The organism is Shewanella pealeana ATCC 700345, from assembly GCF_000018285.1.
GTDB lineage: Bacteria > Pseudomonadota > Gammaproteobacteria > Enterobacterales > Shewanellaceae > Shewanella > Shewanella pealeana.
In genome coordinates, this window is record NC_009901.1 from 4,140,627 (window position 1) to 4,163,575 (window position 22,949).

At 42.7% G+C, this 22,949-nt stretch carries 21 protein-coding genes and 1 riboswitch; of the genes, 15 read left to right on the plus strand and 6 right to left on the minus strand.

Annotated elements, in window-relative coordinates; translation table 11 throughout:
• Window positions 1–87: 87 nt before the first annotated feature.
• The gene (gfa, locus tag SPEA_RS17850) at window positions 88–687 is read right to left on the minus strand and encodes an S-(hydroxymethyl)glutathione synthase (RefSeq protein WP_041411617.1); all 600 of its coding nucleotides are present in this window, start codon (window positions 685–687) and stop codon (window positions 88–90) included.
• A gap of 302 nt (window positions 688–989) precedes the next feature.
• Window positions 990–2,033 carry a flavin-containing monooxygenase gene (locus tag SPEA_RS17855; protein ID WP_041411069.1) on the minus strand — a complete coding sequence of 348 codons (1,044 nt, stop codon included), beginning with the start codon at window positions 2,031–2,033 and terminating at the stop codon, window positions 990–992.
• A 284-nt stretch (window positions 2,034–2,317) separates the two neighbouring features.
• Between SPEA_RS17855 and SPEA_RS23415 the strand changes: the two genes are divergently transcribed.
• The 4 genes from SPEA_RS23415 (at window position 2,318) to add (ending at window position 7,455) form a co-directional block, all read left to right on the plus strand.
• Window positions 2,318–2,959, plus strand: coding sequence for a hypothetical protein (locus SPEA_RS23415; RefSeq protein WP_012156602.1), 642 nt, complete (start codon window positions 2,318–2,320; stop codon window positions 2,957–2,959).
• Window positions 2,960–3,003: 44 nt separating this feature from the next.
• Window positions 3,004–5,589, plus strand: a complete 2,586-nt coding sequence (locus SPEA_RS17860; protein WP_012156603.1) for a mechanosensitive ion channel domain-containing protein — start codon at window positions 3,004–3,006, stop codon at window positions 5,587–5,589.
• Window positions 5,590–5,809: 220 nt separating this feature from the next.
• On the plus strand, window positions 5,810–6,082 hold the full coding sequence (locus SPEA_RS17865) for an HP1242/YdcH family protein (RefSeq protein ID WP_012156604.1): 273 nt from the start codon (window positions 5,810–5,812) through the stop codon (window positions 6,080–6,082).
• Window positions 6,083–6,265: 183 nt separating this feature from the next.
• Window positions 6,266–6,365, plus strand: a riboswitch (purine riboswitch).
• Between the two features lie 94 nt (window positions 6,366–6,459).
• Window positions 6,460–7,455 (plus strand): adenosine deaminase, encoded by a 996-nt coding sequence (gene add, locus SPEA_RS17870; RefSeq protein ID WP_012156605.1) that lies wholly within the window; start codon window positions 6,460–6,462, stop codon window positions 7,453–7,455.
• Between the two features lie 91 nt (window positions 7,456–7,546).
• Here add and SPEA_RS23295 read toward each other — a convergent pair whose 3' ends face one another.
• Entirely contained in the window at window positions 7,547–7,720 is a 174-nt protein-coding gene (locus tag SPEA_RS23295) for a hypothetical protein (RefSeq protein ID WP_190272081.1), read from the minus strand.
• Between the two features lie 250 nt (window positions 7,721–7,970).
• Between SPEA_RS23295 and SPEA_RS17875 the strand changes: the two genes are divergently transcribed.
• Window positions 7,971–8,312, plus strand: a complete 342-nt coding sequence (locus SPEA_RS17875; protein ID WP_012156606.1) for a TM2 domain-containing protein — start codon at window positions 7,971–7,973, stop codon at window positions 8,310–8,312.
• A 114-nt stretch (window positions 8,313–8,426) separates the two neighbouring features.
• Here the strand turns inward: SPEA_RS17875 and SPEA_RS17880 are convergent, their stop codons facing one another.
• Both SPEA_RS17880 and SPEA_RS17885 read right to left on the minus strand, forming a co-directional pair.
• Complete coding sequence (locus SPEA_RS17880; RefSeq protein ID WP_012156607.1) at window positions 8,427–9,731, minus strand: hypothetical protein; 1,305 nt, start codon at window positions 9,729–9,731, stop codon at window positions 8,427–8,429.
• Between the two features lie 57 nt (window positions 9,732–9,788).
• Window positions 9,789–10,463 (minus strand): RDD family protein, encoded by a 675-nt coding sequence (locus SPEA_RS17885; RefSeq protein ID WP_012156608.1) that lies wholly within the window; start codon window positions 10,461–10,463, stop codon window positions 9,789–9,791.
• 904 nt (window positions 10,464–11,367) lie between these two features.
• Between SPEA_RS17885 and SPEA_RS17890 the strand changes: the two genes are divergently transcribed.
• Genes SPEA_RS17890 through SPEA_RS17900 form a run of 3 tightly spaced genes read left to right on the plus strand, consistent with a single transcriptional unit; the run spans window position 11,368 to window position 13,511 of the window.
• Entirely contained in the window at window positions 11,368–12,105 is a 738-nt protein-coding gene (locus SPEA_RS17890) for a basic amino acid ABC transporter substrate-binding protein (protein WP_012156609.1), read from the plus strand.
• A 7-nt stretch (window positions 12,106–12,112) separates the two neighbouring features.
• Window positions 12,113–12,793: an amino acid ABC transporter permease gene (locus SPEA_RS17895; protein WP_012156610.1), complete on the plus strand. Its 681-nt coding sequence runs from the start codon at window positions 12,113–12,115 to the stop codon at window positions 12,791–12,793.
• A complete protein-coding gene (locus SPEA_RS17900) occupies window positions 12,786–13,511 on the plus strand; it encodes an amino acid ABC transporter ATP-binding protein (RefSeq protein WP_012156611.1) in 726 nt (241 codons plus the stop codon). Before SPEA_RS17895 ends, SPEA_RS17900 begins: the two co-directional genes overlap by 8 nt.
• Before the next feature lie 125 nt (window positions 13,512–13,636).
• Here the strand turns inward: SPEA_RS17900 and SPEA_RS17905 are convergent, their stop codons facing one another.
• A complete protein-coding gene (locus SPEA_RS17905; RefSeq protein ID WP_012156612.1) occupies window positions 13,637–14,551 on the minus strand; it encodes a LysR family transcriptional regulator in 915 nt (304 codons plus the stop codon).
• A gap of 155 nt (window positions 14,552–14,706) precedes the next feature.
• Between SPEA_RS17905 and SPEA_RS17910 the strand changes: the two genes are divergently transcribed.
• The 7 genes from SPEA_RS17910 to SPEA_RS17940 all read left to right on the plus strand — a co-directional run bounded on the left by SPEA_RS17910 (window position 14,707) and on the right by SPEA_RS17940 (window position 22,891).
• Window positions 14,707–15,927, plus strand: a complete 1,221-nt coding sequence (locus SPEA_RS17910) for an adenosylhomocysteinase (protein ID WP_012156613.1) — start codon at window positions 14,707–14,709, stop codon at window positions 15,925–15,927.
• Window positions 15,928–16,056: 129 nt separating this feature from the next.
• Window positions 16,057–16,536, plus strand: coding sequence for an aminoacyl-tRNA deacylase (locus SPEA_RS17915; RefSeq protein WP_012156614.1), 480 nt, complete (start codon window positions 16,057–16,059; stop codon window positions 16,534–16,536).
• Window positions 16,537–16,796: 260 nt separating this feature from the next.
• A complete protein-coding gene (locus tag SPEA_RS17920; protein WP_012156615.1) occupies window positions 16,797–17,315 on the plus strand; it encodes a hypothetical protein in 519 nt (172 codons plus the stop codon).
• 334 nt (window positions 17,316–17,649) lie between these two features.
• Complete coding sequence (locus SPEA_RS17925) at window positions 17,650–18,213, plus strand: NAD(P)H-dependent oxidoreductase (RefSeq protein ID WP_223296526.1); 564 nt, start codon at window positions 17,650–17,652, stop codon at window positions 18,211–18,213.
• Between the two features lie 30 nt (window positions 18,214–18,243).
• On the plus strand, window positions 18,244–19,491 hold the full coding sequence (locus SPEA_RS17930) for a NupC/NupG family nucleoside CNT transporter (protein ID WP_012156617.1): 1,248 nt from the start codon (window positions 18,244–18,246) through the stop codon (window positions 19,489–19,491).
• Between the two features lie 322 nt (window positions 19,492–19,813).
• Entirely contained in the window at window positions 19,814–20,476 is a 663-nt protein-coding gene (locus tag SPEA_RS17935; protein WP_012156618.1) for a DUF2076 domain-containing protein, read from the plus strand.
• 372 nt (window positions 20,477–20,848) lie between these two features.
• Window positions 20,849–22,891, plus strand: coding sequence for a S9 family peptidase (locus SPEA_RS17940; RefSeq protein WP_012156619.1), 2,043 nt, complete (start codon window positions 20,849–20,851; stop codon window positions 22,889–22,891).
• Window positions 22,892–22,949: the final 58 nt, after the last annotated feature.

Sequence of the window (22,949 nt, forward strand, 5' to 3'; positions counted from 1 at the left end):
GAGAGCTGAAAACAAAAGCCCCGCTCATGATGTCTATCATAAACAGGGCTTTAAATTTTAGAATTGGCTAATAATTCTGATGGCTAATTACGCCTTTTTAGCAACATGTGCAGCAATAGCATCCATTAGGTCAGGTGATAAACAATCGTACGGCTCTAGGCCTAATTCCAGTAAGCGCTCACGTATGGCAGGCATGTCTTGAGGATTCGTTCCCGTTTCAATAATTGAAGATACAAAAGCGGCAAACTCTGCTGGCGCCCAACCTGATTGCTTACTTAGCTCTGTGTGAACAAAGTCTAAACCAAAGAATGGATGAGCTTCATTATGGATACGGCCATACATGTGTACACCACAATCTTTACAGGCATAACGATTAATTGCTGCCTGAGCATCAACCACGACGAGCTTATTTTCATTTGCAGTAACTTTCACATTCTCACGAGAAATAACTGCAACTTGAGAGAATACGGCACCTTTAGGTTTCCAACACTTTGAGCAACCACAAACATGGTTATGTGCAGTTTGGCTGCTTAACTTTACAATCACTGGCTTTTTCTTACAGTGACAAGTTAACGAACCACCTGTAAACCCAGGTAATTCAGGGAATCTATTGTTATCAACAGATGGATGAATTAACACCTTAGTCGTCTTTTTTGTCTGGAAAAAACTTAATATTTTAGAAATCATAATCAACATACATATAGTGAAAAACTTAAATCGTTGAACTATTGGCTTCTAAATTAACATTTAGAAACTCAATTATGATGCAGCATAAGTATGTCACTCATGGGCAAGGCAATTATCAACGGGCTTGGGATGAGTGCAAGTATATGCAGGTTTACAGAAATGATAAGGCGGCAGCAAGGTAAAAGATTATTACTAAATCGACAACAATGTTATTAAATCTCGCTAATTCCAACGGTCAAAAGTTCCGTTGTAGTGTATTGCCGCCAATGATGCTCTGAACATTGGCGACTTTGTTATAACGTTTATTTATTTTCTAAAATATGAGTCATCAGATATTTGGCATCTTTCCATACCCCGCCGAGAGTTGCTGAACCACGGGTATATAACCAAGGTAGACCAATAAAATAGAGCCCATCTATGTCTTTACTAACGCCGCGATAATTGCTCGGGTAGTTCATTTCATCGAAAGAGATATCATCAATCCAAAAGAAGTTAGGTTTAAAACCTGTCGCCCAGATAATATTCTTGATGCTGCTAATACTGCCTTTTTGAAACTTAATACTGGTTGCATCGGCTGACAAGGTTCTGCCCATATGGATCACATTTTCTTTTGCCAGCAGTGACTTCACATCCGTGCCAATAACGGGCTGTACGCCCTTGCTCAGCCATTTGCCTATTTTACTAAAACGGTTAACCGATAAAAACCCTATCTTAGTAAACCACCACCATAGGGTTTTACCTAAAAATGACTGCGGAATAGCGGTGATTTTATCGGTACCAGAAAAGTGAACTTTACGTCCAGTATCGGCAATCTCAGATAAAATTTGCACCCCAGAATCACCTGCACCAACCACTAAGCAGTCCCCCTCTTGCAGCTGTGCTGGGCTTTTATAATTCTCACTGTGTAACTGGGTAATATCTTCAGCAATATCGACATGACAAGGCGGCGTATAAGGTGTATGAAACGGGCCGGTGGCGACAATGAGCTGTTTGGCTCGATAGCTGGCCGTGTTGCTGCTTATCTCAAAAATACCATCAACTTTCTTGACTGAGATAATTTTTTGATTGAATTCAATGGGAATCGAAAACTTCGCCGCATAACTTTTTAGATAGTCGGCCACTTCATACTTATTCGGGTAATAGCCTTTCGGGAACGGAAACGGCATTCCAGGGAGATGGTTATATTCGGTAGGGGTAAACAGTTTAAGTGAATCCCAACGCTTTAACCAAGGCGCACCAATGTGCTCGTTGGCATCTAAGATTAAGTAATCTTTATTATGTTTTGACAAGTTATAGGCCATAGACAAGCCAGACTGACCGGCGCCTATAATGATAAATTCTTTCATGATTTCCAACTGCATATAGTTTTTATTATGCGCAGCATTCTAACAGAAGATGAGCAGCGAACCTGTCTAATGCAGGAAACTCTCAACCACCTGACTGTAAAGCTAGGCTTTCGGTAAGAAGAAATAAGCATAATCGTGATAGAAGCAAGCAATGCCAACAATGCGCACAAGCGCCATACTCGCATACAGTTGCATATTCTCACTACAACCATGTTTCAGGCCAATTGCCAATAAACCGTATACACTTATATCTATGGATAAGACCGTGAAAGTGGGGAAAGCCTGTGAGTCTGGAAGTTAAGCTCAAGATGACAAGGCGACTATGGTGGCTATTCCTATTTTTATCGGTAACGCTATTCTCCTTACCGTCAAGCAGTCAGAACCTACCTGACGCCGCTTTTTTAAAAAGTGAAATAACCCGACTGAATAGTGAATCGCCAAAAAATGAAACCTTAATCAACCAATATGAAACTTTGCTGTCTCGAATTAATGGCTATGAAAAACAAACTGCCACGCGAGAAAAGTATCTAAACATTGTTAGCCAGTTTCCGGTACAACGAGAGCGATTACTCAAAAAGATAGATGATGTTGAGCAGTTAGATATCTTTAATATTCGCCGTAAAGATAAGTACAGTGACCTTTCTCAATCTATCGCGACACTGCAAGCTGCGCTAATAGAGTGGCGTTCTACATATCAAACCAATAGCGATCAAAATAAGCGACTGATTAATGAGAAAACAACATTACCCCAGTCTCTCGCACAAACGGATAAAGAAATCGAGCAAGCCTCTATCATTAAAAGTGATACTGCCAGTCAGTTAGATCAGTGGCTTGAATCAACCCACTTAACCTCGCTAAAACTTCAACGACAAGTGACCTCTGCTCAGTTACAGAGCTTAGATGAACGCACTGAATTACTGATTTAGAGCAGCAATTACTGAACCAAAAAATTCAATTAGCCTCGCCAATTTTGATTGAATTACAAGATAAATTAACCCGAGTCGAGCAGGCCTCAGTTAAAACACTCATTGAACAAGCGAGGCAGGTTAGCGAGGAGGCGCTAGGAGATACGGAGGAGCAACACCAAGTAGAGCTAGTCAAAGCTTACACTTTAGAACTAGAAGAGGTACTGGATAAGATAGATAAAACGCGAATTATGTATCAAAAAGTTGAGTCTGAGCAACGCAGTTTAGCGGATGACCAACGCTTGATAAAAGATAACTTAGCTTGGTTACGCGATAGCACGGTTTTTGGTGCTTCCATCCGAGCACAGTTACAAAGGTTACCCTCCAAAATAGACACGCAATATATTCCCGATGAAATTGCCAAAGCCCACATTCGAAAATACGAAATAGGCCAATTAAAAGATGATGCTGAGCAACCAAGTGCAACTTCTAGAGATAAAAAAAACGAAGAAGGTCCAGACAAGTTAGCCTCGTTATTAAATAAATTATTAGACCAATTAACGAAAGATTATGACAAGCTAATTTCAGCACTGAGTCAGCTAAAGTTGGTCAAGGATCAATATGCTCAAACAGTGGAGAAGGCACGTAGTTTTTTAAAGCAGCAACAGCTATGGACACGCAGTAACGTGCCCATATGGCAACACCTAACTGACTTCAATACTGTGACCTGGTTCGGCTCCAAGACACCAATTAAAAATATGTTAGATGAGCTCCCACAAGGACTGTCTGTATCGCTGTTAACTGTATTTGCTTTGTACACGATTCTTTTTATCTATAGCACTAGTCGGCTGAATCAATATGCCGCTCAGCGTAAGGATGAGCTTCAAAAAGTATTTGGTCACCCGCTGAAAGATCGATTTCATAATACTGTTTTGTTATTTTTAATCGCCATTATACGCGCGCTTATTCTGCCTATTTGGTATGTAATAACCGCTTGGGGACTGTATTGGTTTTGGCCAGTTACGACCTCAAATGAGCTCAGTACACTGATCTTTGCCAGCGCATCTGGCGTGTTTGTCGTCGAACTCATCCACGCCTTAAGCTATAAACAAGGTGTTCTCGCACTCCATCTAAACTGGCCAGAGCAAATTTGCTCATACCTACATAAAGGAAGTCAACGGATACTCTGGCCATTTGTCATTTTGCTACTAAGTATTTTTGCTGCAGAACTGGTTTCAGGGATCCATGAAGCGGAAATATCTCGCGTATTATTCCTATTACTAATGGGAGTAATGATGGCTGTCTTTATTTCACTGCTGAAAGAAAAACATCTCCCCTCAACTTTACCGTCCCCACTTAATAGAGGCTTCTCCCTCTATCTATTTCGTTTCATCGTTATCGGTTCGTTTATTACTATTATCGTTATGGCCGTTATGGGGCTCTATATTGCTTCATGGATCTTACTTATCTATCAACAGTTAACCATTTACGTAGTGTTAGCAGTGCTGTTTACCTATCAAATGGGAGAACGCTGGCTAAAGATAGAGCATCGGCAGCTCAGCTATCAGCGGCTGCTAGCGCGGCGTGAAGAGCTCATTGCTCAACAACAAGAGCAAGCAGATGAGTCACCCGAAATTACTGAATTAAGGGAAACTATTCCTGATGTAGAAGAGCGCAGTTTAGCGAGTGAACAAGTTAGTGAACAGTCACTAACACTGTTGCGTGGCTTGTCCTTAATTGGCTTAGTGGCTGCAGTGTTAACCTTATGGTCAAGCGCCTTAGAAATGACCAGTTGGTTAGATGCCATTGTGGTGTGGCAAGTAAATGAAATGACTCAAACCGGCGTAACCCTGGTGGATGTGACTCTGCAATCATTGATTTATGCAGTGGTCACATTAATCGTAACCTTTGTTGGTGTACGAAACTTACCAGGTATTTTGGAACTGTTAATCCTGCGTCGTCTCGACTTAGCGCCTGGCGCCGGCTATGCGGTTACCACTCTATTGCGCTATGTAATTTTAATGGCAGGCTTAATGGGTGCGTTTTCCATATTAGGCTTTCAATGGTCTAAACTGCAATGGCTAGTTGCCGCATTCGGTGTAGGCTTAGGATTTGGCTTACAAGAAATTTTCGCCAACTTTATTTCCGGTTTAATTTTACTGTTTGAACGACCTATCCGTATTGGGGACATTGTTACGATTAATGATTTATCGGGAACGGTGAGCAAAATTCAAACACGCGCCACCACCATTATTGATTGGGACAACAAAGAAATCGTGGTGCCCAATAAAACCTTTATTACAGAAAAGCTCATTAACTGGTCGCTAACTAGCCCTATTACCAGAATCGTGATCCCTATTGGTGTCGCTTATGGTTCTGATATTGATAAGGTGGAGAGCTTACTGTATCAAATCGCGGATGAGCACCCACTCGTACTACCTGATCCGCAACCTTCTGTGGTGTTCTTATCTTTTGGAGCTAGCAGTCTCGACTTTGAATTAAGAGCCCATATCACTGCGATTGAACTACGCCTATCAACGGTTCATATCATCAACAAAAATATTAATCGCTTGTTTCGAGAACACGAGATTGAAATTGCCTTTCCGCAAATGGATGTGCATGTTCGTGATTTGCCGCCAAAAGATACATGAGTTTAATGTTTAGTGATGAGCTATTAATTGGCGATATCGATTCTGCAGGGAGAAAGACTTAAACAAAAATAAGCCTGCTACTTGCTGGTGATTTTACAATCTCCTATCACTAAAAGCAGCGGAGATCTCACTTTCGAGTCAATAGCGCTGCTATAGTGAGTTCAGATCAAAAATAAACTATTCAGTACGGCATTTTAGTTCAGCATTTCAAGGAGCAAGTATGTTAAATGAAAATCATGCGCTTATTTTCGACTTTCCTGAGTTTAAACAAGATATTGTTTACCTGAATTATACCGACCAAGAGTTCGACAAGTTATCCAAGCAATACCATCTCCTCGATTACGATATTCGTCAGCTAGAAATTGCCGGCAGCCCTACTGACGACGAACACATGCATCAACTCAAACTGCAGCGCGCCAACCTAAAAGATCTCTTGTTCCAAAAACTCAAAGCCCATCACGACGAATCTAAATCACAAACTGCTAATTCATAAGCCTCAAAATCGATAAGCACTTAAAACACTATTATTAAAACTAGCCAAAATAACAAGTTACTTTGTCTTTTGGCTATGTGCCTCTAACCATATAAACCATCGCCTAGCTTAATCTCGTCGTTAAATGAAGACCCGTTTTCAGTTATTTGTTATAGAATCTTTCACTACTGGGTAAATGAATGCTAATATTTACCGTTAACACTTCGTATAATCTCAATGATATGGTTTGAGAGTTTCTACCAAGAGCCCTAAACTCTTGATTATGAAGACTTTACTTTATGTAATGCTAATTTAACAAGTTTAGTGCTTTGTTGCTGTGCAACATGTGAGCGCTGATGGACTTAGATGGGTATAACCACTTAATAAAGGAGAGCTTCATGAATTATCTACAGCTACCCAAAATCGATCTTCACTGCCACTTAGACGGAAGTGTTCGTCCGCAAACCGTTATCGACCTTGCTAAACTTCAAGACGTTACTATCCCAAGTTTTAACGTCGATGACATTAAAGCTTTAATGGTGGCTCCCGCATCTTGCCCGAATCTCGATGAATACCTAACCCGCTTTGCACTGCCAGTTTCTGTGATGCAAACAGAAGCGGCGCTTGAGCGTATCTCGTTCGAGCTTTTTGAAGATGCGGCTAAAGAGAATGTGAAGTACCTAGAGGTACGTTTTGGCCCGCAACTTCATCAAAAAATGAGTCTGAACTTCGAGCAGATTATTGGCAGTGTCGTTAAAGGTATGCGCAGAGCTGAAGCACAGTACGACATCAAAGGTAACTACATATTATCGATCATTAAGGTACTACCAAAAGATGATATCAATGATGTTATCGATGCCGGTGCTAAGTTCCTCAACAACGGTGTGGTCGCTTTTGACTTAGCCGCTAGCGAAGAGCCAGGCTTCTGCCACGAGTACATTCCTTACGCCAAGTATGCTCTAGAAAAAGGCTATAGAATCACCATTCACGCTGGTGAGCAAGGTGTCGGCCAAAATGTGTATGATGCTATCTCACTTTTAGGCGCCGAGCGCATCGGTCATGGCATTCATATCAATAGCCACCAACAAGCTTACGAATTAGTTAAAACAGAAGCCGTAGCACTCGAAACCTGCCCTAGCAGTAACGTGCAAACTAAAGCGGTTGAAAGCATAGAGAGTCACCCATTTGGAGACTTCTACCGCGATGGTTTGTTGGTCACCATTAACACTGATAACCGTACCGTGTCAGACACGACAATGACCAAAGAGCTACAGCTTGCAGCTGAGAAGTTTAACTTAACTGAAGCAGACTATTTTGCCATCTATAAGATGAGTGTCGACAATGCGTTTACATCCGACGAAGTGAAACTGTCTCTATTAAAATTTATCGATTAACCTTTATCGGTTTCTTATCTCAGGACGGGACAGACAAACTAAAAAAGCCTATTGGTTCAATCAATAGGCTTTTGTGTCTGTACCAATCTAATTAAAACACCTCGTACAACACGGCTCTGAAGTTGGACGGCTCGTGAGTATAAATAGTAATTTTGTCTGCTGCGCCATCGCCATCTTTGTCCTGAGTCTCTGACTCTATATTGCCAAAACTATTGTAGGTATAAGTGTAAGTCTGTTCAGGCACGCCATTATTATCGAATATCATACTCTACAGTTAGCTTGTTGCCATCGGAATCCTAGAACAGGCTAGAACGTCCTCTAAATCCGTCCCAATCTGAATTAATAATGAATTAGAACTGAAGCGAAGACAGTAATCGCTAAGGCACACTCACCTTGGTGCAAAATTAGAGCTTTTATTTTAATTTTGTGAACTAGGCACCTATGTTTCGGCGCACACTTGTACACATAATGAGGAACTAGCCAGATATCAGTAATATTGACTATTGGAGTTCGTAATGCAGAACCTTGATTGCCCACAGTGCAGCCACAAAATCGACCTTAATTCAGTTTCTTGCCCCCAATGTCATGCTGCACAAGGGTTTGAATCCCTTGCCGGAGTCGATCCTGATATGCGCATCAAAAACCAGAAGCTCGCGATATGGTTTAGCTTCCTACTAGGTGGATTGGGGCTACATAAGTTCTATTTAGGTCAACACCTAAAGGGCAGCCTGTACCTAGCATTTAGCTGGACACTGGTACCTATGGTTGTTGGCTGGGTCGATGCCATCCGCACCTTGAAGATGACGCCATTTAACTTTGAACAGCGTTACTGCAAACGAGTGTCACAGGGATTTTAAGCCGCTATTCTTATTGAGCGCTTAAACCACTAAACATAAAAAAGACAGCTTGCGCTGTCTTTTTGTTTTTACGGCCATAATTAAAACCTATTTGGCACGAGGTCTTACATAAGACTACTGCTCTAGGTCGAAACTCAGACGCATATAATTAGTTTCATAATCGAGCGCGCTTGTGCCTCTCTCATCCATACGGTTTCTTTCTACTAGCAATTTACGCCATTCGCTTAATGGCTTTTCAGAGCCATAACCTCTAACACCTATCTGTAATCTAGCGTAATAAAGAGAATCAAACCTTGCATCCAAAGCGGCTGGCAATTTGAGATCTGGCATACTGCCTGATGCGCCGCCCCAAATAGTCCATTCGGCGTCACCATTATCAAGATCCCCCGATAAAGTCATGTGAGTCAACGCTACATTGCTCACCCCCCTGAAATCATAATCGTAGGGCGCTTTACCTGTGGATATTTCGCTGAATAATGCGTAAACCGCATCAGAATAACCGTTAGCTGGATCCCACAGCATAATCGGAGAGGTCTTTCCCTCGGAGTTGACTCGGTGTCGTGCAGAGCTATAACTATCAGCTGCCACATTACCTACGTATTCTTGACCCATTCTTGCAGGCCAAACATAACTACTATCGGTTAATGTTGGATAGACAAAAACTAAATCGTCTTGGCTAAAATTGGTCCAGCCTTCAAATGAACGGGCATATAAGATCCGTGCGTCATATGGATTAACATAATCAACTGCAACACCTTCATGAGTGAAGTCACTCATGCTCAATGTATATTCTGTTTTATCGGCCAAATCAATACTGCCAGCTAGGCTGCTCTGACCATCAGCAGCCACTAACTGCACATCTATTGGGCCAGCACCATCACACCACTCCACTGAGAGCGAGCTCGTAAATGGCGTTAACTCATGACTGGTGCCTCCTAGATAAAGCATGCTATCAGGCGCATCAGTAATAAGTGACTGCACAGGAAACTCAACATACTTACAATCACAACCTGCTTGATCGTTATCATCCCAAAAATGTGTAATACCTTGATCGCCTGCTTCAACGGCAACATTAGAGATAACAGTAAGAGTAGGCAGGTCTTTGTAATAAGACTGATTATTTGCAGTTAGTGTGAGGTGTTTAGCGTTACTCGGCCAATCAGCTGTGAGCGCGCCATCACCATCAGTAACGTACTCAGCAATAATATCACCGGCATTGTTGTGCACAAATACATCGACTCCAGATTTAGGTTTTTCAATTCCACACCAATTACTTACAACAGTATTTAAAGTGATTTTCGGTACATTTCCGCTAGACGAACCTCCATTATCGCTAGAGCCGGAGTCATCTCCGCCTCCACCACAAGCCGTTATAGCCAGCGCAGAGATTGCCGTTAGAGTCCATTTTTTTACAGTCATATCTTCTTCCTGAATATGTTTGGATTTATTGAAGTTAAATTTTGAACCTATTCTTTATCACTGCATTCTGACAACAACGGTTTTGCCTATATAGTCGTGAAGTGCACGGCGTTTTTTGTTAGATAGCATGGTAATAAACTCTGAAATTGCCCAGATGAATGCCAATATGCCAAATGCAACCATGATATTAATTAGTGAATCTGAAATGTTGCCATTTAGCCCTACGGTCACTCCGATATAGATCAATAAACTTAACCAGAATGCATTAATGGCGAAGTTAATCGACTCTCTTATGAACGCTTGTTTAAGTCCAATTCTCGTCTCGTCATCATGATTTAGGACCTTAACTTTTAAGCACATTTTCCCAAGAGTCTGACCGAAAAAACCATGCATTAAGATGATATAGATACAGAGTTGCATGCCGTGAATGGCTTGTTGAAAGTGGTTCTGCTGGTCGTACTCAACACCCAATAAGTAGCATTGACCGATAAGTAACGCACTGAACAAGATACCATCAAGCGTAGCCGCCCAGAAACGCGGCCAAAAAGTCGAGTATTTACTATCTTGCTCACGACTCTCACATTCCTGTTTATCCTCTTTTAGATAACGAGGGTCATTTATGAGTCCAATAATCGCAGCATAACGCTCTGGGTACTGTTGTTTATTTATATGTTGCTCTACATCCAGTAGCTCATCATAACTATACGAAGCATAGTCGGGCATTTTATCCATAAAATCGCGTTCTTCCTTTGAAACATTACAATAAGAGGGGAGATTCAATACAAGCAGGCCGCTTATCCATCAATGCGGTTTAGACTTGGTTCATCTTCCTGATGCAAGTTTTGATTACCTGAAAACCTAGGCAGTACAGCACTTTCTGAGCAATTTGCTTTTTATTTGGCCAACGAGAATATCTTTTTTCTCCGTATTCTGTCTACCGAAGAGCGTAATTTCATTAATATTTTTCTATAAAGACAGGTAATTAAGCACTTACTAATTTTAATTAAAACTCAAGCATTGAATCGAGACACACTCGAATGAGCGTTGTTTTTACAGAAAAACTCTACGGGCAATTATCCGCCTTAGTAAGGCGTTGACCGTTATCATTCTATCCTATTGTTCATAAAGGTAATGTTTAAAAAACTAACGTTACGTTTTTTTCGTTCTAAGACACCAACTTTAAAGCTGCGTACTAGCCCAAAAGCCACAAGAACCAGCAGCGATTACCATGCTAGTCTGTCATCAGACTAAGGTAAATAATGCCGAAAATCAGCCATTTCCCAGCACTTAAGGTGCTGTAGTTATCGGGCCCACAATTATCTCAAGTTGATTTAAACAATAACCCAAAACTTACAGACCTTTGGGCAACAGGAAACCCACTGACATAGCTGGGCGTCAGTACATATTTATTCACATACCGCTACTATACAAAAACCTAAACAACTCAGAAAACATCATAAAAACACAGTTAAAACCTGTTACCAAAGCGTTACAAAATACAGTCAATGATTAATAGTTAATCATCTAAATCATTTTGAATCGAATTTTTACGCATTTTTGATGCATAAGTATTGATTTTGATTTTTATCAGTTTATAGTCAATGCCAGTTGAGTATTTTGATTAAGAGAATTGATAATGAAGAAGTCAGTATTGGTTGTAGCAAGCTTAGGGTTAACAGGCGCTTTAATGTTAACTGGCTGCGGTAAGAGTGATGATGTACTTGTTGTAGGCACCAATGCTTCATTCCCGCCATTTGAATATGTAGGCGGTGCTAGCGGCGATGAGATAATGGGCTTCGATATCGATTTAGCTAAGCAAATAGCAAAAGATGCCGGTAAAACCCTCAAAGTTGAAAACATGAATTTTGACTCGCTGATTGTTGCGCTCAATGCAGGCAAGGTCGACTTTATCGCCTCGGGCATGACTATTACCCCAGAGCGTCAGGCAAGCGTCGATTTCTCAGAGCCTTACTATGAAGCCACTCAGATGGTGTTAGTCAATAAAGATAACAACAGCATCAATAGTCTAGACGACCTTAAGGGTAAGCATATCGCGGTACAGCTAGGCTCAACCGGCGACATCATGGCCAAGAGCTACAGCCAACAGGTTACCGCCTTCAACTCAGGCTTCGAAGCCGTGATGGAGCTAAAAAATGCCAAGGTTGATTTGGTGTTGTTTGACAGCGAACCTGCCATCAGCTTTTTAGAGAAGAATCCACAGCTAAAAATGGTTGAGCTGGATTTTTCACCTGAGTTTTATGGCTTTGCAGTGGCTAAGGACAAAGTTGAACTGCTAAACAGCATCAACAGCAGCTTAAGCATCATGAAGCAAAACGGTGGCTATGACGCCCTCGTTAACAAGCATATGAAGTGAGCAGGCAATGATAGATGCAATTAACGCTTCACTGTTTACCCCCATAGGCGAAGATGGCTTAATCGGAATTTACCTTATTCTTAACGGCCTTAAAGTCACCTTGATTGTGACCTTCTTCGCCATGATTATCGGTTCGATTCTCGGTGTGGCGACCACCTTGATGAAGATGTCATCTAAGTGGTATCTACGCTGGCCAGCGAATATTTATGTCAGCATCATTCGCGGTACGCCAGTGGTTGTGCAGTTAGTGATCCTTTACTTCATCGTGCTGGCGGCATTGGATGTCGATAAGATCACCGCTGCAGTTATCGCCTTTGGCCTTAATAGCGGCGCCTATATCTCAGAGATCATTCGTGCGGGCATTCAGGCCGTCGATAAAGGTCAAATGGAGGCTGCTCGTTCATTAGGCTTGTCTCACGGCCAAACAATGAAAGAGGTCATTCTGCCTCAGGCGATTAAAAATATTCTGCCATCGCTGGGTAACGAGTTTATTGTGTTACTTAAAGAAACAGCCGTGATTGGCTTTATCGGTGGCGTGGACTTAATGCGGGCTGGTGAAATCATCCGTAGCCGTACCTTTGAAGACAGTGTGCCATTATTTACCTGTGCGCTGATCTACCTATTACTGACCTATATCTTCACCTTTATGCTGTCTAGATTTGAAACGAGGTTAAAGCAAAGTGATTAAGATTAATAATTTACATAAGAGCTTTGGCGATAACCAAGTGCTAAAGGGAATAAGCGAGCAGATTAACCATGGCGAAGTTGTCAGTGTGATCGGCCCATCGGGTAGCGGTAAGAGTACCTTCCTACGTTGTATCAATTTACTCGAGCAGCCAACTGAAGGCGAAATCATCATAGATGGTCAATCAATTAGCGCTGCTGGCGCCTGTGTCGATAAGCTAAGACAAAAAGTGGGTATGGTGTTTCAAAACTTTAACCTGTTTCCTCACAAGACGGTTAAGCAGAACATCACCCTTGCGCCTGTAAAACTAAAACTGATGACACAAGTACAAGCCGACATTGAAGCCGAGTCCCTACTTGAGCTGGTTGGCCTAAAAGATAAGGCCGATGCTTATCCATCGAGCTTATCGGGTGGCCAAAAACAGCGGGTCGCCATCGCCAGAGCCTTAGCGATGAAACCAGAGCTAATGCTGTTCGATGAGCCAACCTCGGCGCTGGATCCAGAGATGGTGGGTGACGTACTCGATGTGATGAAATCCTTGGCTCAAAAAGGCATGACCATGGTGATTGTCACCCACGAGATGGGCTTTGCACGGGATGTGTCTGACAGAGTTATCTTTATGGACGGCGGTGTGATTGTTGAAAACAGCGAGCCCGAGGCGCTATTTAGCAATCCCAAAGAGGCCAGAACTCAAGCGTTTTTGAGTAAGGTATTAAGGTAAGCCATAGGCAATGCCAAACTCAGAGTCGACACAAGTTAACAAATATACCGTGGAGGTAATCGACCTTAATATCGCGATCACCTCCACTTTAATCCAATATCACTAGCCAAAGTAAGCAGCCACTTCTAGCCCAGGTTGCTTTCTGGGCTATTATCCCTTGTTGATAAAATACTATTGATAAAGCTTCGTGTCTTTAGTGGCACAACCGCCGCATAGGGAAAGACAAGATATAACTCAGTTTTCCAAGTAAAATCTTTTAATAGGCTAACTAATCGCGCCGACTCAATATCTTTAGCCGTCACAAAGTCTAGGGTGGTGGTCACCCCAAATCCTTTACAAGCATATTGCGCCAACATGGATTCACTCATTGAAGATAATGCAGGAGTTATCGGCACATTAAATTGCTCACCATTTTGTTTAAACGACCAATTGAGGCCTGTGAGGCAATGGCTATAGTGCAGACACTTGTGCTGAGTTAACTCATTAGGATGAAGCGGCGTACCCGCTACTTTTAAGTATTCCGGAGACGCCACAACATAGGTGTCAATATCGCGGACTTTTCTACATAGATAACTGCTGTCTTCAAGCTTGCCGATACGAAAGGCAATATCGACCCCTTCTTTAACTAAATCACCAAGATTATCGTCAAATACAATATCCAGCATTAAACCTGGATAGGTTAAATGCATAAATTCAAGGCTTTTAGCGATACCATCATCGTGCTTTAAAATGCTTGGCATCTTAATGACTAAACGCCCACTGACAACCCGCTTCTTTTCATCAATGAAGTCTTTAACTTGCAAGACTTCGTTAAAAATCGACTGGCACTTTGAATAGAGAAACTCTCCCTCTTCGGTTAATTCCAGTGCGCGCGTGGTACGGATAATCAACTGACTCTGTAAACTCGTTTCCAGTTGCTTGATATGTTTACTGATCACAGAATGAGTTAAGCACAACTCATCGGCTGCAGCTGCAAACGAGCCATGACGAGCAACCGCATAAAAGCTACTTAGCAAATTTAGATTAAAACTCGGCTTCATCTTTTTCTCTTCTGTGCCAGTCAGTCATTTTACATTCTAACTCCGTTACTTAGGCATTCATGCTTTATTGGAAAGAATATTGTTCAATATGTGAAATTGTTAAAACATGCCGCTCAATCAATGATGAATAAACACTATTAAGTTGGATCTTCATCATGACAACAATAACGACAAAACCTCAAATTGATTGTGAAATCGCAGATATCAGTCTCGCCCCATTAGGCAGAAAACGTATTGACTGGGCTCGCGCCCATATGCCGATTATGCGTAATATTATTGAACGCTTTGAAAAAGAGCAGCCATTCAAAGGCCTAACTATCGGGATTTGTTTACATGTAGAGGCAAAAACAGGAGTTTGGCTTGAGGCCTTAACCAAAGGTGGGGCAAGGGTGGCAATAACCGGCTCACCAGGCACAACGCAAGATGAAACCGTCGCAGCCATTGTTGAAGATTACGGTGTGCATGTTTACAGCCAACGCAATGAAAGCTTTGAAGATCATCTGCGGTATTGCCAAAAAGTGCTCGACCACCAGCCAAATATTATCTCTGATAATGGCGCAGATCTACATGAATTGTTGTTTACCCTGCCACAAAACCAACACCTGATAGATCAGTTATTAGGAGCCACAGAGGAGACAACCACAGGGGCTAACCGCCTACGTGAAGACTTTAAATCAGATAAATTTGCCACCTTAATCATTAATGATACCCAAGCAAAACGCATTATTGAAAACCGCTATGGGGTGGGCTCATCGGTCGTTGACGGCTTAATGCGTGCCACTAACGTGATGCTGCATGGCAAAAAAGTGGTGGTTATTGGCTATGGATATTGCGGCAGCGGCACAGCACAGAGACTTAGAGGCATGGGGGCCCATGTGACGGTGGTTGAGCCTAATCCATTAACCAGATTAGAAGCGCACATGGAAGGCTTTTATACCGCATCAATAGAAGATGCACTGCCTAATGCCGACATGGTGATCACCATTACCGGCCGCGACAATGTACTCGACAAGCAACACTTTGAGCTGATGGCTAACAATGTGATTATTGCTAATGCAGGCCACTTTCAGCGAGAAATTAATCTACCAGCATTGGCGGAAATGGCCGAGTCTGTTGAGGCTATCCGCCCTCAAGTCAAAGGTTATAAGCTAAACGATAAGACGCTATTTGTATTGTCTGACGCAAATTTAGTCAACTTGGCAGCCGGAGATGGTAACCCTATTGAGATCATGGATCTCGGCTTAGCACTACAATCGTTAAGCCTTGAGCGTATTGCTCTAGGCGTTAAGTCGTTATCCCCTATTCCTCAGCCCGTGCCCTATGATATTGAATTAGATGTTGCAGCACTCGCCTGCCAGCACTGGATTAATCACTAAGCATTATACTTAGCAGGAAGCGCGTGTCTTCCTGCTTTGACCATAAAAACCTTTGCCGTATTCAAACCGTATTACCTGCGCTGAACTATAATTATAGGTAACATCATTGAACTTTTATGAGGTAATACCATGTCTATTTCAGCCCGATTAAATGAGTATCTGAATGACAATAATGTCGACTACGAACTGGTTCCTCATCCTCACAGTTTTAGCTCATTAAGCTCAGCCATTGCGGCTAACATTTCCCCCGCGCAACTCGCAAAGGCGGTGATTTTAGAAGATCATGAGGGACGCAGAATGATGGCAGTTCTCCCGGCCAACCATAAGATCAGCCTACGCAATCTAGGCGATAAGCTTAATCGCGATCTACGCTTGATTGAAGAAAAAGAGGTCTATGACATGTTTAGCGACTGCCACAAAGGTGCCATCCCATCACTAGGAGAGGTCTACAACTTAGAAGCCGTTTATGACGATCTGTTAGTCGAAGCCAAAGAGATCTACATAGAGGCTGGCGACCACAACACCTTAGTGCATCTGAGCCGCGAAGACTTTGTTAAGCTGATTAAGGATGCCAAGCATTTGCATTTCAGCCACCAGAGCATTCATTAGCATGAATTGCGACCGTGTAATGTAATGACTTGAGTTGGGGAGCCCCCTGTCCAACCTTGCAATATTTACCATAGCTCGCCCTAAAGATTAATAAACTATGCAATGCCTAATCAATAGAAGGCTAATTAATATCGATCTTTATTTTCAATAACTTAACCACAATCTTAAACTTGCTGAATAAGCCATACAAGTGCATTATCAATGCGTAAATAATGCACAGACAAAATAGATATAAAATACTAACTAGCAAGGAAAGCACCATGCATATCCTATTTAGGGCGAGTTCTATATTGTTTACTACTGGGTGGCTGTTGTTATCGATAAACCTGCACGCTACCTCAACAACTTCTATTGCTACCAGTACTACTCCTAATACTGCTCCTAGTACAGTTTTAGTAACCATTGAACTCAATAAATATCTAGGTGGCACTCAGGGCAAACTCAATAATAAGCCAGCGCTCAATTTCAAGTTTACTGACACCAATGGTAGCGCTAACAATACTTGTAGCATTATCACCACTGATAACTACCTTAGGCACTCTAAAAACCGCTTAGAGAATATCAACCTCAGTGAATCTAATTTCTACTTTGATTGTCAGTGGGACGGCACTTACTATTTTCTATCTAATCGGGTCAAAACCTACGCAGAGGTCATTATTAAGCAGCCCGATAGTCAATTTCCGATGTCGATGCATATAGAAGCTAAACTCGTTAGCCTTACGGGTGAACAAGCAAATATCGTTAGTGGTGACATTTCACTAAGAAGACAAGCCAAATAGGTTTAACCCTCTAATTAAGTACTGGGTTAATAAGCGCTAAATTAATAAGTAAAATCATTCACAAGCTGACGTCTGCTTTATTTGTGTAAAGTGACAAAAATCAGCCACAAAAGCCGCTTAAAATGTGACTCTGTTACCAATAACAGCTCAAGCCAATCTACTTTAGCAAGCCGCTATGCAATATTAGCGCGCCGCCGCACTTAGCATTCCAAAATAAATTATATAAACCTATTGGGAGTCTCATTATCGACTGATGATGGGGTAAGCGCAGTAAGCATTTTAAGACATTTATTTATTACTATTATTTCAAGTGTATATATCAATGAAAGACGAAATGAGTAACCAGCTATTGATCTCGGGTCACCCCGATCTCAGCCGCTCCGTTGCTAACAGCCAAATCCTTAAGCAACTACAAAATTGTAGTCAGATTAAGATCCATAGACTCGATGAGATATATCCAAATTATCGAATAGATGTCCAAGCAGAGCAGGCGTTACTGACTCAAGCCGATATTATCGTGCTGCAGTTTCCCCTCTACTGGTCTACCTACCCAGCTTTAATGAAGCTATGGTTCGATGAAGTCTTTACCTATAACTTCGCCTTCGGCCCTGAAGGAGACAAGCTCAAAAATAAGAAGGTGATCCTCTCTATTACCTGTGGTGCGACTGAAAACTCTTATCAACTAGGTGAGTTCAATTTCCTCCCCTTAGAGCAATATTTACAAGCCGCAGTGCACCCTATCAAGGCTGCACAGATGGAGATTGTCGATACAGTCATCACATTCGAAATGAACTCGACTCCATGTGAAGGTGGCGATCAAAGCACCGTCATGCAGTTAGCCCAACAGCATGTTGAGCGTTTAATCCATTTAATTAATCAACTGAATGAATCAGCTTAATTAGTCAATTTTATAATAGGTCTTTCCATCATGTTTCAATCCATATTAGGTATCGCAGCCCTACTTATCGTAGGCTACCTTTTTTGTAATGCTAAAAAACAAGTTAACTGGCGTACAGTCGGTGGCGCACTAATCATCCAGCTGACTATCGCAGGCTTTGTTCTAGCTTCCAGCTTTGGTGAAAGCGTATTACTGGCCGTTTCTAACGGCGTGGCCAATGTACTGGGCTTTGCCGCCAAAGGTATTAGCTTTGTGTTCGGTAATCTAGTGACCTTCCAAGTTGAGAACTTAGGCTTTATCTTCGCGTTCCAAGTATTGCCAGCAATCATTTTCACCGCCTCATTAGTCAGCTTACTGCACTACATGGGCATCATGGGCTTTGTAGTAAAAGTGCTTGGTGGCGGACTGCAAAAAATGATCGGCTCGTCTAAAGCTGAATCAATGAACGCGATTGCCAACACAGTTTGCGGCGGAACTGAAGCACCACTATTTGTTAAGCCTTGGCACCCACACCTGACTAAATCTGAAATTTTTGCCATAATGGTCGGTGGTTTAGCATCAATCGCAGGCTCTGTATTAGCCGGTCTTGCAGGTATGGGCGTTGAAATTAAATATTTGGTTATGGCATGTTTTATGAGTGCCCCAGCAAGTTTATTATTCGCAAAATTGATTATCCCTGAAACAGAGCAGCCGGTTAATGATGTACCTGCACTGCCTGATGATGAAAAGCCATCTAACTTTATCGATGCTATCGCTAAAGGCGCTATCGCCGGTATGCAAATCGCAGCGGTTGTGGGTGCGCTTTTAATAGCCTGTATCGGCCTAATCGCGATGTTAAACAGCATGATCGGCTGGGCGGGTGGCTTATTTGGCTTTGAGAATGTAACTCTAGAGCTATTAATGGGCTATGCGTTTGCGCCAATCGCTTGGTTAATCGGTGTGCCTTGGGTTGAAGCGATTGTTGCAGGTAGTTTTATTGCGCAAAAACTAGTACTAAATGAATTTGTGGCTTTTGCAGGTTTTGCACCTTACATCTCAGGTGAAACCGTGGTTGCTGCAACTGGTGAAGTGATGTCACCAAAGTCTGTGGCTATCATCACCGTTGCGCTATGTGGCTTTGCTAATATCGGCTCTGTGTCTATGGTGGTTGCTGCGATAAGCACCATGATCCCTAAGCAGGCTAGCTATATTGCTTCTGTTGGCATGAAGGTACTTTTAGCTGCAACACTGGCTAACCTATTATCGGCAACCGTTGTTGGTCTATTTATGTCTTTCTAAGATAGCCGATATCAAATCGTAACCCATCAATGCTTAGTCCAGATTAATCTCTGGTACTAAGCATTTTTTTAGTCTTAACTCTCACCTCTACAACCCCCCTTCAATACCTCTCAGCACTTTATCCAGAGCAACGAACTTTTAGATAAAACTCTCTTAATCTTTGTAAGTTTTTAAAGCTGCTTGTTTGTTAAATGTTGTTAACTGATAGTTATTTAAGCTGTTGATTAGCTGATTAATTATTAGTTATACGCACGATGTGAACCTTAAGCTAGGATGCACGTCAAATACGTAAAGACGTATCCTTACATTTAGGAATTTGAACATGACTCCACAAGAACAAGAACTGATTCAAAACGTAGCTGATAAATTAAAAGCTAGCCCTAACAAGCCAAAAGATGCGGAAGCGGAAAGCTTAATCAGCCAAGAAATCGCTTCTCAAGAAGATATCGTTTACAAGCTAACTCAAGCAGTACTTGTACAAGAGATGGCACTAAAAGAGCTTAAGTCAAAGAGTGATTTTTTACAGACTCAAGTTGAGCACTTCAGAAAAGAATCTGAGCGTGGTGCATTAAGCCGCATGATGGGCGGTGCTAACCCAGCGCCAGTTCAGCCACAACCTGTACGTCAACCAAGTGCATTTGGTAGCTTTATGCAAACTGCTGCGGGTGTTGCAGCAGGTATGGTTGCCGGTAACCTTATCAGCAACGCACTATTTGGCGACGAAGCGCCAGCAACTGCAGAAGCTGCACCTGAAGTAGCTCCTGAAGCGGCTGAAACTGAAGCACCAACAGAGACAGCTGCTGCAGATACTGCAGTGCCAGAAGATGCAGGTTCAAGCTTCTTAGACGATAACTCAGGTTTCGCTTCTGAATACAGCAGCGAAGATACCTTTGCTAACACTGGTTTTGGCGGTGATGAAAGCTTTGGTGGCTTCGATGACGGCGGTTTCGGTGGTGACTTCGGTGGCGACGACGAAGAGTTTTAATCTAGACTCAAGCCTTCGATAGCAAATCAGTGGTAGCCAAATGCCCTTTTCAATTTGGCCGCCACTGAATACTCTTCACTAACTTCCTTTAACTAAATGCTTTTAACTAAGCCCCTTTAACTAAGTTTTAGCTCATCCTCGGCTAAGCTCTAAGCTCCGCTCGACGATGTGCCAAACACTCGCACCACTCAGCCTAACTCATCAAGCTCAAGCCCACTTTTACTAGCAAATCCCCAATTGTAACTATCTGCTACAGCCTGTTGATATTGATATCCTTTATTCAATGTTCATGGCTATACTGGCTCGCCTGCATTTTGCAGCGCTACAACTAATAAAAATAATCAAACAAATTGCTCCTAAGGAGAACCACTCGTGAAGAAAGCCGGGATCCTGCTATTGTGTCTGCTAATGCCGATGGCGACAGCATTTGCAGAACAAACCAAACCGCTTTCGGTTGATGTGCTGTGGCAACTCAACCGTATAGGCAGTCCAATTATTTCACCGCAGGGCGACAAAATTATCGCTCCTGTTACCCAATATGATGTACCTGAAGATAAAGGCTCGACTCAACTTTGGTTATTTGATAAAGACGGCGATAGCCAGCAAGCACTAACAGCCAAAGGTATGCGCGCTAGCGAAGCCACCTTCTCACCAGATGGAAAAACGCTGGCGTTTATCAGCAAACGCGATGAAGATGAAGCAGGCCAGGTTTACCTGCTACCGATGAACGGTCCAGGTGAAGCGCAAAAGCTTACTGATGTGCCAGGTGGCGTATACGGCATGAAGTGGGTCGGTAAACATATCTACTTTATTAGCCGCATATTCCCGGGTAAGAACTGGGACGAGATGGCTAAGCAGTTAAAAGCCGACAAAGACACTAAAGTCTCTGCTCACCAATGGACCGAACTGCCTTATTCAAGCTTTGACCACTGGATTGATGAAGACCGTGAGGCCCATGTATTCCGTATCCCAGCTACAGGCGGCGAGATTGAAGCCATCACTCAGCCGCTGAGCCAGCAGTTACCACGCTCATCACAAAGCGCCTCAAGCTATGATATTGCGCCAAATGAACAGTGGATTGCCTTTACCGCCAATGGCTGGGACGCGGCAATGAAAACCCGCGAAGTTGATCCTAAGATTGATATCTTGTTAGCTAAAATTGGCAGCGGCAAAGCAGAAAACTTAACTCCTGATAACGAAGCGCCAAATAGCAGCCCGCAGTTTAGCCCTAATGGTAAAACCTTGGCCTTTACTCAGCAGCTTATTCACGGTTTCTATGCCGATACAACACGCCTAGTATTGATGGATATGAAAAAGCGTCAACCAAAGGTGATTAACGACTCTTGGGATCGCTCTGTATCACGCTTTGGTTGGACCAAAGACAGCAAAGGTTTCTACGCCGCAATTGATGATGCTGCCACCAGCCGCATTTATCATATTAATGCTAAAAACGGTAAGGTAAAAGCCATTAGCAAAGACACTAACTTTGGTAAGCCAGTGATGGCTAAAGACGGCACTATCGTGGCGACTAATGACAGCTTCTTATACCCTGCACGCCTTGTGACCATTAACCCACGTAACGGTAAAACCACCCGTCTAGATAGCTTTAACGACGATATCCTTGCTGATGTTGATATGGGCACTTATGAGTCGGTAACCTACAAGGGCTATAACGATCAAGACATTCAGATGTGGGTCCACTACCCACCAGGATTTGATCGCAGCAAGAAGTATCCGCTGATGATGCTAATCCACGGTGGCCCACACAATGCAATCTCTGATGGTTTCCACTACCGCTGGAACGCGCAGACATTCGCTTCTTGGGGTTACGTCACTGCATGGCCAAACTTCCATGGTTCGAGCGGCTTTGGCCAAGAGTTTGCAGACAGCATCAACCCAGACTGGAAGAACAAGTCATTAGAAGACGTGCTTAAGGCGGCTGATTGGTTTGAGCAAAAAGAGTGGATTGACAGTGAGCGTATGGTGGCTGGCGGCGCGAGCTATGGCGGCTACTTATCCTCAATTATTTTAGGTCAAGAACATCCATTTAATGCACTACTGATCCACGCTGCTGTGTATAACATGTACTCGCAAATGTCAGCTGACTTTGCCGTGCATAGCACGCGTTTTGGTCATTACTGGGAGAAACCAGAGATCTACAAGTCGATCTCTCCACACTACTTTGCTGAGAACTTTAACACCCCAACTTTGGTGATCCACGGTCAGTTAGATTACCGCGTCCCCGTCGGCCAAGGTTTTGAGCTATTCCGTACTCTGCAGAGCCGTGGTGTTGAGTCTAAAATGATCTACTTCCCAGACGAGAATCACTGGATCATGAAGCCAAACAACTCTATCTATTGGTACAACCAAGTAGAAGATTGGATGACCCGCTTTGCCGAGCCAGGCGGACGTTAATCAAGCTTAGTTAAAGTCATTAAACTGCTTAAACTAAAAAGGCTGCCAATTGGCAGCC

Excerpts from the sequence above, each read along its gene's own strand:
- gfa (WP_041411617.1), bottom strand. The coding sequence starts at position 687 with ATGATTTCTAAAATATTAAGTTTTTTCCAGACAAAAAAGACGACTAAG.
- SPEA_RS17855 (WP_041411069.1), bottom strand. The coding sequence starts at position 2,033 with ATGAAAGAATTTATCATTATAGGCGCCGGTCAGTCTGGCTTGTCTATG.
- SPEA_RS17865 (WP_012156604.1), top strand. The coding sequence starts at position 5,810 with ATGTTAAATGAAAATCATGCGCTTATTTTCGACTTTCCTGAGTTTAAA.
- add (WP_012156605.1), top strand. The coding sequence starts at position 6,460 with ATGAATTATCTACAGCTACCCAAAATCGATCTTCACTGCCACTTAGAC.
- SPEA_RS23295 (WP_190272081.1), bottom strand. The coding sequence starts at position 7,720 with ATGATATTCGATAATAATGGCGTGCCTGAACAGACTTACACTTATACC.
- SPEA_RS17875 (WP_012156606.1), top strand. The coding sequence starts at position 7,971 with ATGCAGAACCTTGATTGCCCACAGTGCAGCCACAAAATCGACCTTAAT.
- SPEA_RS17880 (WP_012156607.1), bottom strand. The coding sequence starts at position 9,731 with ATGACTGTAAAAAAATGGACTCTAACGGCAATCTCTGCGCTGGCTATA.
- SPEA_RS17885 (WP_012156608.1), bottom strand. The coding sequence starts at position 10,463 with ATGGATAAAATGCCCGACTATGCTTCGTATAGTTATGATGAGCTACTG.
- SPEA_RS17890 (WP_012156609.1), top strand. The coding sequence starts at position 11,368 with ATGAAGAAGTCAGTATTGGTTGTAGCAAGCTTAGGGTTAACAGGCGCT.
- SPEA_RS17895 (WP_012156610.1), top strand. The coding sequence starts at position 12,113 with ATGATAGATGCAATTAACGCTTCACTGTTTACCCCCATAGGCGAAGAT.
- SPEA_RS17905 (WP_012156612.1), bottom strand. The coding sequence starts at position 14,551 with ATGAAGCCGAGTTTTAATCTAAATTTGCTAAGTAGCTTTTATGCGGTT.
- SPEA_RS17910 (WP_012156613.1), top strand. The coding sequence starts at position 14,707 with ATGACAACAATAACGACAAAACCTCAAATTGATTGTGAAATCGCAGAT.
- SPEA_RS17915 (WP_012156614.1), top strand. The coding sequence starts at position 16,057 with ATGTCTATTTCAGCCCGATTAAATGAGTATCTGAATGACAATAATGTC.
- SPEA_RS17920 (WP_012156615.1), top strand. The coding sequence starts at position 16,797 with ATGCATATCCTATTTAGGGCGAGTTCTATATTGTTTACTACTGGGTGG.
- SPEA_RS17925 (WP_223296526.1), top strand. The coding sequence starts at position 17,650 with ATGAGTAACCAGCTATTGATCTCGGGTCACCCCGATCTCAGCCGCTCC.
- SPEA_RS17930 (WP_012156617.1), top strand. The coding sequence starts at position 18,244 with ATGTTTCAATCCATATTAGGTATCGCAGCCCTACTTATCGTAGGCTAC.
- SPEA_RS17935 (WP_012156618.1), top strand. The coding sequence starts at position 19,814 with ATGACTCCACAAGAACAAGAACTGATTCAAAACGTAGCTGATAAATTA.